At 73.0% G+C, this 10,490-nt stretch carries 13 protein-coding genes and 1 pseudogene; 3 read left to right on the forward strand and 11 right to left on the reverse strand.

All coding sequences use genetic code 11. From position 1 onward, the window contains the following. The 3 genes from NWP09_RS08770 to uppS all read right to left on the reverse strand — a co-directional run. Nucleotides 1–478, reverse strand: a 478-nt coding sequence (locus NWP09_RS08770) for a winged helix DNA-binding domain-containing protein (protein WP_258275140.1), incomplete at its 3' end; no start/stop codon positions are given. 187 nt (nucleotides 479–665) lie between these two features. After that, nucleotides 666–2,003 carry a PhoH family protein gene (locus NWP09_RS08775; protein ID WP_258275141.1) on the reverse strand — a complete coding sequence of 446 codons (1,338 nt, stop codon included), beginning with the start codon at nucleotides 2,001–2,003 and terminating at the stop codon, nucleotides 666–668. Nucleotides 2,004–2,197: 194 nt separating this feature from the next. After that, complete coding sequence (gene uppS / locus NWP09_RS08780) at nucleotides 2,198–2,974, reverse strand: polyprenyl diphosphate synthase (protein ID WP_258275142.1); 777 nt, start codon at nucleotides 2,972–2,974, stop codon at nucleotides 2,198–2,200. A gap of 69 nt (nucleotides 2,975–3,043) precedes the next feature. On the opposite strand from uppS, the gene NWP09_RS08785 reads away from it, so the two are divergent. Further along, on the forward strand, nucleotides 3,044–3,805 hold the full coding sequence (locus tag NWP09_RS08785) for a hemolysin III family protein (RefSeq protein WP_258275143.1): 762 nt from the start codon (nucleotides 3,044–3,046) through the stop codon (nucleotides 3,803–3,805). A 28-nt stretch (nucleotides 3,806–3,833) separates the two neighbouring features. Here the strand turns inward: NWP09_RS08785 and NWP09_RS08790 are convergent. The 3 genes and pseudogenes from NWP09_RS08790 to NWP09_RS08800 form a co-directional block, all read right to left on the reverse strand. Continuing rightward, nucleotides 3,834–4,493: pseudogene (locus NWP09_RS08790) on the reverse strand (aminodeoxychorismate/anthranilate synthase component II); the annotation flags it as partial. Then, entirely contained in the window at nucleotides 4,490–4,678 is a 189-nt protein-coding gene (locus tag NWP09_RS08795; RefSeq protein ID WP_258275144.1) for a hypothetical protein, read from the reverse strand. The gene NWP09_RS08795 and the pseudogene NWP09_RS08790, both read right to left, overlap by 4 nt. Continuing rightward, complete coding sequence (locus NWP09_RS08800; protein ID WP_258275145.1) at nucleotides 4,678–5,436, reverse strand: class E sortase; 759 nt, start codon at nucleotides 5,434–5,436, stop codon at nucleotides 4,678–4,680. Before NWP09_RS08800 ends, NWP09_RS08795 begins: the two co-directional genes overlap by 1 nt. Before the next feature lie 40 nt (nucleotides 5,437–5,476). On the opposite strand from NWP09_RS08800, the gene NWP09_RS08805 reads away from it, so the two are divergent. Beyond that, nucleotides 5,477–5,737: a cell division protein CrgA gene (locus NWP09_RS08805; protein ID WP_258275146.1), complete on the forward strand. Its 261-nt coding sequence runs from the start codon at nucleotides 5,477–5,479 to the stop codon at nucleotides 5,735–5,737. Between the two features lie 60 nt (nucleotides 5,738–5,797). Here NWP09_RS08805 and NWP09_RS08810 read toward each other — a convergent pair whose 3' ends face one another. Both NWP09_RS08810 and NWP09_RS08815 read right to left on the reverse strand, forming a co-directional pair. After that, nucleotides 5,798–6,664 carry a rhomboid family intramembrane serine protease gene (locus tag NWP09_RS08810; RefSeq protein ID WP_258275147.1) on the reverse strand — a complete coding sequence of 289 codons (867 nt, stop codon included), beginning with the start codon at nucleotides 6,662–6,664 and terminating at the stop codon, nucleotides 5,798–5,800. A 5-nt stretch (nucleotides 6,665–6,669) separates the two neighbouring features. Beyond that, complete coding sequence (locus NWP09_RS08815) at nucleotides 6,670–7,209, reverse strand: peptidylprolyl isomerase (RefSeq protein ID WP_258275148.1); 540 nt, start codon at nucleotides 7,207–7,209, stop codon at nucleotides 6,670–6,672. Nucleotides 7,210–7,314: 105 nt separating this feature from the next. Between NWP09_RS08815 and NWP09_RS08820 the strand changes: the two genes are divergently transcribed. Then, complete coding sequence (locus NWP09_RS08820) at nucleotides 7,315–7,947, forward strand: hypothetical protein (protein WP_258275149.1); 633 nt, start codon at nucleotides 7,315–7,317, stop codon at nucleotides 7,945–7,947. 63 nt (nucleotides 7,948–8,010) lie between these two features. On the opposite strand, the gene NWP09_RS08825 is transcribed toward NWP09_RS08820, so the two are convergent. Genes NWP09_RS08825 through NWP09_RS08835 form a run of 3 tightly spaced genes read right to left on the reverse strand, consistent with a single transcriptional unit; the run spans nucleotide 8,011 to nucleotide 10,452 of the window. After that, nucleotides 8,011–8,196 (reverse strand): hypothetical protein, encoded by a 186-nt coding sequence (locus tag NWP09_RS08825; protein ID WP_258275150.1) that lies wholly within the window; start codon nucleotides 8,194–8,196, stop codon nucleotides 8,011–8,013. Between the two features lie 3 nt (nucleotides 8,197–8,199). After that, nucleotides 8,200–8,634 carry an NUDIX domain-containing protein gene (locus tag NWP09_RS08830; RefSeq protein WP_258275151.1) on the reverse strand — a complete coding sequence of 145 codons (435 nt, stop codon included), beginning with the start codon at nucleotides 8,632–8,634 and terminating at the stop codon, nucleotides 8,200–8,202. Between the two features lie 9 nt (nucleotides 8,635–8,643). Further along, nucleotides 8,644–10,452: a BCCT family transporter gene (locus tag NWP09_RS08835; RefSeq protein WP_258275152.1), complete on the reverse strand. Its 1,809-nt coding sequence runs from the start codon at nucleotides 10,450–10,452 to the stop codon at nucleotides 8,644–8,646. Between the last annotated feature and the right edge of the window lie 38 nt (nucleotides 10,453–10,490).

Raw genomic sequence — 10,490 nt, forward strand, 5'->3', positions numbered from 1 at the left:
GGTGGTAGCCGCGGCCGCCCGCGGTCGCGATGCCCGCCGCCTCCCACGCGCCGAGGAGGTCGCGGCGCCGCACCGGCCCCGGCGCGAGCGCGTCCCGCAGCACGCCGGCCGCGTTCGCCGCCGTGGGCTCGTCGATGCCGCGCACGGTGCACATGCGCCACTCCTGCCGCCGCATCCGCTCCCCCGTCGCGGCGTGCAGCGTCGCGAGGTCGTCGGGCGTCGCGACGAAGAGCGTGCCCCGCATCGCCCAGGCGCGCACCAGCAGCCCGGCGTCGAACGCGGCGCGCACGTCGGCGAGCGAGGTGCCGGGCGCCGAGCGGATCGCGATCGCGCGGAGCACCGCGGGGAGGTCCTGCCCCTGCATCGCGACGAGGTGGCGCACCGCCTCGACCGGCGAGCGCTCCGATCCCACGAGCCCCTGCGCGACGACGCGCATCCGCCTCGCCTGTGCGGGCGTCAGCGCCCTCGGCTCCGCCATGCGCCCACGCTAGCCCCGCCGCCCACGCGCGCCCGCGCATCCGCCCCGCCCCGACGCATCCGCCCCGCGCCGACGCATCCGCCCCGACCCGACGCATCCGCTCGTCGTGCACCGAGCCGACCCCTTCGCCGCGACGCGACCGGATGCGCGGGGTCGCGTCGGCGGGAAGGGGTCGGCTCGCGGTGCCTCAGCCCTCGAGCAGGCTCGTCACGAGCGCCGCGATGCGGGAGCGCTCCGAGCGCTGCAGCGTGATGTGGCCGAACAGCTCGTGGCCCTTGAGCGTCTCGATGACGCTCGCGACCCCGTCGTGCCGGCCGACGCGCAGGTTGTCGCGCTGCGCGACGTCGTGGGTGAGCACGACGCGCGAGTTCTGGCCGATGCGGCTCAGCACCGTCAGCAGCACGTTGCGCTCGAGCGACTGCGCCTCGTCGACGATCACGAACGCGTCGTGCAGCGAGCGGCCGCGGATGTGCGTGAGCGGCAGCACCTCGAGCATCCCGCGGTCGGCGACCTCGTCGAGCACGTTGTCGCTCACGAGCGCGCCGAGCGTGTCGTAGATCGCCTGCCCCCAGGGGTTCATCTTCTCGCCCTGGTCGCCGGGGAGGTAGCCGAGCTCCTGCCCGCCGACCGCGTAGAGCGGGCGGAACACGATGACCTTCTTGTGGAGCCGGCGCTCGAGCACCGCCTCGAGCCCGGCCGCGAGCGCGAGCGCCGACTTGCCGGTGCCCGCCGAGCCGCCGAGCGAGACGATCCCCACCTCCTCGTCGAGCAGCAGGTCGATCGCGAGCCGCTGCTCGGCCGAGCGGCCGTGCACGCCGAAGACGTCGCGGTCGCCGCGCACGAGCGACACGACGCCCTTGCGCGTGACCCGGCCGAGCGCCGAGCCGCGCTCCGACGAGATGACGAGGCACGTGTTGACCGGCATCGCGTCGACGAGCGGGGTCTCGAGCCGCTCGTCCTCGTAGAGCCGGTTGATCTGCTCGCCCGAGAGCGCGAGCTCCTCCGTGCCCGTCCAGCCCGATTCGACCGCCTGCTCGGCGAGGTACTCCTCCGCCGAGAGGCCGATCGACGCGGCCTTGACGCGCATCGGCATGTCCTTCGACACGACGCACACGTCGAGGCCGTCGGCGGCGAGGTTCGAGGCGACAGCGAGGATGCGCGAGTCGTTGTCGCCGAGCTGCAGCCCGCTCGGCAGCACCTGCTGGTTCGAGTGGTTGAGCTCGACCCGCAGCGACCCGCCGCCCTCGGTGGGCACGGGGAAGTCGAGGCGGTGGTGCTCGACGCGCAGGTCGTCGAGGTTGCGCAGCGCCTTCCGCGCGAAGTAGCCGATCTCGGGATCGTGCCGCTTCTTCTCGAGCTCGGCGATCACGACCACGGGGATCACCACCGAGTGCTCGGCGAAGCGGTGGATCGCCCCCGGGTCGGACAGCAGCACGCTCGTGTCGAGCACGTAGGTGCGCTGGCGGGTCTCGAGGCCGTCGACCTCTGCGGAGCCGCTTCCGGGGGTGGTGCTGAGTGCAGGCACGTGGCGCTCCCTTCCGACCGAGGTCGGATCTCACGCGGCCCACGCCTCCCGAGATGCTCGCTGGCGCGATGGCCGCTCGCTCGCCGGGCGGAGGTGCCCGACACGGCCGAATGTACGCGCGCTCCCGATGCGCCACGTCGGAAGACACACCGGCGTCACCCGGAGTTCACCTGATGCGGAGGTTGAAGGTTGGCTCAGCGCCCGTAGCGGCGCTCGCGCTGCCCGTACGCGCGGATCGCCCGCAGGAAGTCGACCTCGCGGAGGTCGGGGCCGAGCGCCTCGACGAAGTAGAACTCGCTGTGCGCGCTCTGCCACAGCATGAAGTCGCTCAGCCGCTGCTCGCCCGAGGTGCGGATCACGAGGTCGGGATCGGGCTGGCCGGCGGTCGAGAGGTGCTCGGCGATGAGCTCGGGGCTCAGCCGCTCGGCGATCTCGGCGGGGCTCTCGCCCTCCGCTGCGCGCAGGATGCGTCGCACCGCCTCGACGAGCTCGTGCCGGCCGCCGTAGCCCACGGCGAGGTTCACGACGATCCCCGGCCGGTCGTGCGTGCGCTGCACGGCCGCCGTGAGCGCCGCGCACAGCGGCTCGGGCAGCCCCAGCGTGTCGCCGACGTGGCGGATGCGTCGACCGGGCGTGTGCGAGAGGCCGTCGGCGAGCTCGGCGATGATCTCGCACAGCTCGCCGAGCTCCTCGCTCGCGCGGCCCGAGAGGTTGTCGCGCGAGAGCAGGTAGAGCGTCACGACCTCGACGCCGATCCGGTCGCACCAGTCGACGAACTCGTAGAGCTTCGCTGCGCCCGCGCGGTGGCCGTGGCCGACGCTCGCGAGCTTCTGCTCGCGCGCCCAGCGGCGGTTGCCGTCGATGATCATCGCGATGTGGCGCGGCACGGGGCCGCCCTGCAGGTCGCGCCGCAGCCGCCGCTCGTAGTAGCGGTAGACGAGCCGAGAGCCCGGGCTGCTGCGCAGTCGCATCCCTCGAATCTAGTGCCCGAGGCCGGCGGGATGCTCGCAGCGGCACTGCGTACGCCATACGCTGTTCCCATGCCCGCCCCCTCTCCCCACGCAGCCGACGGCGTCGATCGCGACGCCGCGGCCGCCGTCGGCCCGGACACGCCGCACCTGCCGCTCATCGAGGCCGCGGGCGACGCGATCGCCGAGGCCGAGCTCGAGCGCAAGCCCACGTGGCGGGGCTGGATCCACGCGGGCACGGCCCCCGTCGCGCTCCTCGCCGGCATCGTGCTCGTCGTGCTCGCGGACGGCAGCACGGCGAAGCTCTCGACCGCGGTCTACGCGCTCTCGAGCGTGCTCATGTTCGGGGTCTCCGCGGTCTACCACCGCTTCCACTGGCGGGAGCGCACGCGGCTGCTCCTCAAGCGGTTCGACCACGCCAACATCTTCCTGCTCATCGCCGGCAGCTACACGCCCATCTCCCTCCTGACTCTGCCGTCGCCGACCGACGCGATCCTGCTGACGGTCATCTGGGGCGGGGCGCTGCTCGGCATCGCGTTCCGCGTCTTCTGGCTCGGCGCGCCCCGCTGGCTCTACGTGCCGATCTACCTCGCGCTCGGGTGGGCGGCGGTCGCGTTCCTGCCGCAGATCTGGGCGGCGAACGCGCTCACGGCGGTGCTCGTGATCGCGGGCGGGCTCGCCTACACGGTCGGCGCGGTCGTGTACGGGATGAAGAAGCCCAACCCGTTCCCCGGCCGCTTCGGCTTCCACGAGATCTTCCACGCCTGCACGCTCGTGGCATTCGCGTGCCACTACACCGCGATCCTGCTCGTCGCGATCGCGCCGCCCGCCTGAGCGACGCCGGCGCCGTGCCCGCGCGGCCCGCGGCGCGCTCGGCGGCGCCCGCGAGCCCGGCCGACTCGAGCCAGTTCCCGAGCATCCGGTAGCCGCCCTCGGTGAGCACCGACTCGGGGTGGAACTGCACGCCCCAGACCGGCGCGTCGCGGTGCTCGAGCGCCATGATGACGCCGCCGCCCGACGCGGGGGCGCGCGCGGCGTCGAGCTCCGGTCCCGCGGTCGTGCGCGGCGCATCCGGCACCGTCCGCGCGGTCACGCGCAGCGCCTCGGGCACCGTCTCGTCGACGACGGCGAGCGAGTGGTACCGCGTCGCGGTGAGGGGGCTCGGGAGCCCGGCGAAGACGCTCGTGCCGTCGTGCTCGACGAGGCTCGTCTTGCCGTGCATGAGCTCGGGCGCGTGCGTGACGACGCCGCCGAGCGCCTCGGCGATCGCCTGGTGGCCGAGGCACACGCCCAGCAGCGGGGTGCCGGTCTCGATCGCGGCGTGCACCATGGGGATCGAGACGCCCGCGTCGGCGGGCGCTCCCGGGCCGGGCGAGAGCAGCACGGCGTCCCACTCCGCGATCGCCGCCGGAGCGACCGCGTCGTTGCGCACCACCTCCACCTCGGCACCGAGCTCCTGCAGGTAGCCGGCGAGCGTGTAGACGAAGCTGTCGAAGTTGTCGACGACGAGGATGCGGGTCATGCGAGGGTGCTCGATCTGGGGTCGGGTCCGGCGAAGGTCGGATCGGGGGTGGGGAAGAAGGTCTGCATCACCCACGGGTAGCCGTGGAAGACGAGCAGGAGGACGATGCCCGCGAGCAGCGCGAGCACGATGAGCAGCCGCACGGGCCACGGGCCGGGCAGCGCTCGCCACAGGGCGGCGTACATCAGGCCGTCCCGAGCGTCCGGGCGAGCTCGAGCGGCATCCCGTCGGCGGCGCTCTGCCAGCCGACGAAGGTGGCGTAGGCGATGAGCCTGCCGCGCGAGGACCACTCGGGATTGCACGTCGTGAGGGTGAGGTAGCGGCCGTCGGCCGGGACCTCGGGCATCTGGGGCACGGGCGCCACGACCTCGACGGCCGTGGGCGCGACGTACTCGTGGTTGCGGAACTCGTAGGCGTACCAGGCGCTCGAGGTCTGCACGTAGATGCGGTCGCCGATGCGCATCTCGTCGAGCCGCGTGAACGGTCCGCCCTGGCCGTTGCGGTGCCCGGCGATCGCGAAGTTGCCGAGCTGCCCCGGCTGCGCCGAGTGCGCGTAGTGGGCGAGGCCCTGCTCGAGGCTGTCGAGCACCGCGCGGCTCGTGCCCTCGCCCACGACCCGCTCGAACTGCCCGAGCCGCGGGATGTACATGACGGCGAACGACTCGCCGTCGGCGACCGCCGTCTCGGCGGGCGGCTCGTCGGTGCGGAGCACCGACTCCGCCGCGGCCTGCTGCGGCTGCAGCGGGCCGAGCTCGGCGGCGAACGCGCGGGCGGCCTGCTGCTGCTGGCCGCCGAGCACGGCGTCGGAGAGCGCGACCTGCCAGCCGGCGTAGCCGAGCGCGAGGACGCCGGCCGTCAGCAGCAGCTCGCCGAGCACGCTCGCCGCGGTGGCGCGCCGCCCCGACGGGCGCGGTGTGCGCACGCGGGCGCGCTGGGTAGCCACCGCTCAATCCTAGGCGCCGCCTGCATTACCATTGGTCAGCATGAGCAGCGAGAAGTCGGTCGAGAAGGCGCGAGCCGCGAAGGCCCGCGCGACGAGGGAGCGCTCGCCGCACGACGAGCAGCGCAACCCCGCGTGGTTCAAGCCGGTGATGTTCGGCTTCATGATCGTCGGGTTCCTCTGGGTGATCGTCTACTACGTCTCAGGCACGACGCTGCCGCTGCCGCAGCTCGGCTCGTGGAACATCGTGATCGGCTTCGGCGTGATGTTCATCGGGTTCATCATGACCACCCGCTGGAAGTAGCCGAATCACACCGGTGTAGTTCTCCCCAGCTGTGGAGAGATCTGTGGAGAACGCGCGGCCTCAGAGGATCGAGGCGACCCGCGCCGCGAACAGCAGCGCGAGCACGAGCGCGACGGCGCCGATGACGAGCCAGGCCGCCTTCGCCGCCTGATCCCCGCGCATCCGCGTGTGGACCGCGCCGATGCCGAACCCGAGCGCGAGCCCGATCGCGAGGCCGCCGACGTGGGCCGACCACGAGATGCTGCTGATCACGAACGTGAGCACGAGGTTGATGCCGACGACGATGAGCAGGCTCCGCTGGAGCGTGCCGAGCATGCGCTGCATCCCGATGAGCATGCCGAAGAGGGCGTAGATCGCGCCCGACGCGCCCACGACCGGCGAGAGCGGCGTGAGCCACGCGATCGCGACCGCGGCACCCGCCGCGCTCACGAGGTAGGCGGCGAGGAACGGCAGCCTGCCGATGCGCTGCTCGATCGAGGGCCCCACCATCCACAGGATGAGCATGTTGATGCCGAGGTGCAGCACGCCGACGTGCACGAGGGCGTAGCTGAGGAACCGCCACGGCTCGACGAGCGAGTACGGCAGGAAGTACAGCATCGCGGCCGTCAGGTCGCCCGGCAGCAGCTGCAGCGCGCCGACGGCGACGGTGACGGCCAGGATCGACATGGTCACCGGCGCCGGCTGCGCGAACCAGCGGCGCGCGCGCCGACCGAGCTCCGTGCGCGGCGCACCGGTCGCGGCGCGCGCCTGCCGCTGCAGCGTGCGCTGCTCGGCCGCGAGCTCGCGCACGCACTCCGGGCAGCGCACGCCGACGGGCGCCGGCTGCTGGCACTCGCCGCAGACGGTGCGCCCGCACCGCTGGCACAGCACCCAGCTGACGCGGTCGGGGTGCCGGTAGCAGCGGTCGGCGGGCGCGGAGGACGACACCCCGGTCAGGCCTGCGCGATCTCGATCGTCTCGATCACGACGTCCTCGAGCGGGCGGTCGCGGCCGTCGGTCGGCACGGCCTGGATCGCGTCGACGACCTGGCGCGACGCCTCGTCCTCGACGAGGCCGAAGATCGTGTGCTTGCCCTGCAGCCACGGCGTGGGCACGGTCGTGATGAAGAACTGGGAGCCGTTCGTGCCGCGGCCCGCGACCTTGCCCGCGTTCGCCATCGCGAGCACGTAGGGCGCGTTGAAGTCGAGGTCGGGGTGGATCTCGTCGTCGAACTGGTAGCCGGGCCCGCCGACGCCCTGGCCGAGCGGGTCGCCGCCCTGGATCATGAAGTCGGGGATGATGCGGTGGAAGACGACGCCGTCGTAGAGCGGGTCGGTCGACGTCTTGCCGGTGCCGGGGTGCGTCCACTCCCGGGCGCCCGTGGCGAGCTCGACGAAGTTCTGCACGGTCTTCGGGGCGTGGTCGCCCAGGAGGTTGACCTTGATCTCGCCGAGGTTCGTGCGGATGGTCGCGACAGCGGTGTGATGAGCCATGCCCCGATCCTCCCACAACGGCCTGTGCCCGGCCCCTGCCGAGGCCCGCATCCGAGCCCCCGGAACGGACCGGCGCTCGTGACGCATCCAGGAAAACCTGCAAGGATGACGCGCAGGCTCCACGACGGAAGGACCGAGATGTCGCTCGAACTGACGCGCAAGCGCGCGAAGCAGATCAAGAAGCTCCGCAAGCAGGCCGACAAGATCCTGGCCGAGCAGCGCGTGGTCAGCCACCACGCCGCCGAGCTCGCGCGCGAGGCTCGCGAGCAGGCGCGCGCGTACGGCAACGAGACGCTGCTGCCCGCGGCTGAGCGCCTCGTGCACCGCGGTCGCGACGCCGGCGTCGACACGCTGTCGAAGGCCACGCGCGGCTGGAACTCCTCGGTCGTGCCGGCGATCGCGTCGGGTCTGGGCTCCTTCGCAGCGATGGCGCAGATCGCGAAGGACGACCGCGTCAAGGGCGCGATCGAGAGCGTGCGCCGCTACGCGACCGTGCCCGAGGTCGCCCCCGCGCACGCCGTGAAGAGCGGGCCGAACGCGTGGCAGTGGATCCTCATCGGCGTCGGTTCCGTCGCGGTCGTGAGCGCCGCGTACGCCGCGTGGCAGACGCTGCGCGCCGACGACGACCTGTGGATCCCCGACGCGGAGGACGCCGCGATCGACGCTCCCCCGCGCCCGTTCGACCAGCCTGCCGGCGGCGTCGCCGACGGCCCGGAGGCCGGCTCCCCGCAGGCGTGACGTCCCCGAACGGTTCGTGAGCAGGGCCCCCTCCTCGGAGGGGGCCCTGCTGCATGCCGCGCGTCAGCCGAGCGTCGAGCCGAGGGCGACGAGCACGCCGCCGGCGATGAGCACGCCGCCGGCGAGCAGGAAGGCGCGGATGCGCCGCTCGGGCTCGCGGCCGTGGCGCACGGTGCGGACGATGTCGATGCCGCTGATGAGCATCGAGCAGGCCATGAGCGCGAGGCCGAGGACGACGAGCGGGTGCATGCGTCAGCGGAGCGGCGAGCCGGCGTCGTCGAGGTGCTTGAGCGCCCAGTCGACCGCGTGCACGTGGCGGAGCTGCGGCACGTCGGCGAGCCGGTGCCACGCCACGTCGTCGGTCGTGCCGTCGATCTCGACGGCGAGCTCGCCGCCGACGATCTCGGCGCGGTAGAGGATGCGCAGCGCCTGGAGCTCGTCGCCGCGCGCGGTGGTGGGCAGCACCGCGGAGTCGACGCCGAGCAGGCTCGTGAGCCGCACGTCGTAGCCGGTCTCCTCGCGCACCTCGCGCACGGCGCCGTCGGCCGGGTGCTCGCCGGGCTCGACGCCGCCGCCGGGGAGCGTCCAGCCCTCCATGCCGCCCTCGTTCCAGTGCGGCAGGAGGATCTCGCGGTCGGCGGCCTCGCCCCTCGTGATCAGGGCGTAGGCGGCGACTCGCATGCGCATCCGCCCATCCTACTTCCGGGTCGCGTCGGGTCCGCCGGGGCGGTCGGATGCGCCGCGCGCGTCGTCGCCGTCGGGTCCGGCCGGCGGCTCGGCGCGGCCGTCCCGCAGCCAGTGCTCGTCGGGGCGGTGCTCGTCGGCCGGCGCGAGCGTCGGATCGGCCGCTTGCGTGGGCACGAGCTCCCCGACGCCTTCGCCCGGCGCCGTCTGCTCGACGGTCAGCTGGAAGTCGTCGCCGTGCTCGGTGACGCCGGCGACGACGGCCTGCTCGACCGCCGCGACGGCGTAGCGGCGCCGCACGACGACCGGGTCCATCGCGAGGTCGCGCGACAGCGCGACGGCGAGGCCGATCATCACGATCACGAACGGCAGCGCGGCCACGACCGTGACCTGCTGGAGCCCCGTGAGCGCATCCTCACCGCCGATCAGCAGCATGATCGCCGCGACCGCTCCCGTCGCGATGCCCCAGAAGACGACCGTCCGCCGCGAGGGGCGCAGCGATCCGCGGTGCGAGAGCGTGCCCATGACGATCGAGGCCGCGTCGGCGCCCGAGACGAAGAAGATCGAGACGAGCACCATGACGACGATCGACGTGATCTGCGCGAGCGGCAGCTCCGCGAGCGCTTGGAAGAGCGTCGCCTCGGGCGTGCCGCTGCTGCCGAGGTCGGTGCCGCCGAGCTCGAGGTCGATGCCGAGGCCGCCGAAGATCGCGAACCACACGAGCGAGACGACCGTGGGCGCGATGAGCACGCCCGTGACGAACTGCCGGATCGTGCGGCCGCGCGAGATGCGGGCGATGAACATGCCGACGAAGGGCGTCCAGCTGACCCACCACGCCCAGTAGAAGATCGTCCACCCCGAGAGCCAGGCGGCGACCTCCTCGCCGCCCGCGGCCTCCGTGCGCGCCGACATCACGGCGAGCTGCTCGAAGTAGGCGCCGATCGTGGTGGGCAGGAGGTTGAGGATGAAGACGGTCGGGCCGACGACGAAGACGAAGAGCGCGAGGAGCCCCGCGAGCACCATGTTCGTGTTCGAGAGCCACTTGATGCCGCGCGAGATGCCCGAGACCGCCGAGATCACGAACAGGATCGTGAGCACGGCGATGATGCCCACGAGCAGACCGTTGCCCACCTCGCCGATCCCCGCGACGATCTCGAGCCCCGAGCCGATCTGCAGCGCGCCGAGGCCGAGGGAGGTCGCCGAGCCGAAGAGCGTCGCGAAGATCGCGAAGATGTCGATCGCGCGGCCGATCGGCCCCTCGACGGTGCGCCGGCCGAACAGGCTCGTGAACGCCGACGAGACGGTGAGCGCGCGCCGCTTGCGGAACACGCTGTAGGCGAGCGCGAGCCCGACGACGGCGTAGATGGCCCACGGGTGCAGCGACCAGTGGAACATCGTGGTCGCCATCGCCGTCCGCACCGCGAGGGCGTCGTCCCCGCCGCCCGTGCCGGGCGGGGGCGCGACGAGGTGGCTCACCGGCTCGGTGACGCCGAAGAACACGAGGCCGATGCCCATGCCGGCCGAGAACATCATCGCGATCCACGAGACCGTGCTGAACTCCGGCTCCTCGCCGTCGTCGCCGAGCGGGATGCGCCCGAAGCGGCTCGCGGCGATCCAGACGATGAAGATGACGAAGCCCGACGCCGCGAGCGCGAAGAGCCAGCCCGCGTTCTGCACGACCCAGTCGAGGCCTGCCGCCGACGCGGCGCCGAGCGACTCCGTCGCGAGCGCGCCCCAGAGCACGAATGCGAGCGCGACGGCGGCCGCGACGCCGAACACGACCCGGTCGACCGGGTGCCGCTCGACGTCGCCCTCGGGCAGCGGCGGGGCGTCGAGCGCCGGGTGGCGGGGCTTCGGCC

The organism is Agrococcus sp. HG114 (assembly GCF_024723325.1).
In the GTDB taxonomy this organism is placed as follows: Bacteria; Actinomycetota; Actinomycetes; order Actinomycetales; family Microbacteriaceae; genus Agrococcus.

Bases quoted from the DNA above. Each gene is read 5' to 3' on its own strand.
- uppS (WP_258275142.1), bottom strand. From the start codon at position 2,974: ATGCGACTGCGCAGCAGCCCGGGCTCTCGGCTCGTCTACCGCTACTAC.
- NWP09_RS08785 (WP_258275143.1), top strand. From the start codon at position 3,044: ATGCCCGCCCCCTCTCCCCACGCAGCCGACGGCGTCGATCGCGACGCC.
- NWP09_RS08795 (WP_258275144.1), bottom strand. From the start codon at position 4,678: ATGTACGCCGCCCTGTGGCGAGCGCTGCCCGGCCCGTGGCCCGTGCGG.
- NWP09_RS08805 (WP_258275146.1), top strand. From the start codon at position 5,477: ATGAGCAGCGAGAAGTCGGTCGAGAAGGCGCGAGCCGCGAAGGCCCGC.
- NWP09_RS08815 (WP_258275148.1), bottom strand. From the start codon at position 7,209: ATGGCTCATCACACCGCTGTCGCGACCATCCGCACGAACCTCGGCGAG.
- NWP09_RS08820 (WP_258275149.1), top strand. From the start codon at position 7,315: ATGACGCGCAGGCTCCACGACGGAAGGACCGAGATGTCGCTCGAACTG.
- NWP09_RS08825 (WP_258275150.1), bottom strand. From the start codon at position 8,196: ATGCACCCGCTCGTCGTCCTCGGCCTCGCGCTCATGGCCTGCTCGATG.
- NWP09_RS08830 (WP_258275151.1), bottom strand. From the start codon at position 8,634: ATGCGCATGCGAGTCGCCGCCTACGCCCTGATCACGAGGGGCGAGGCC.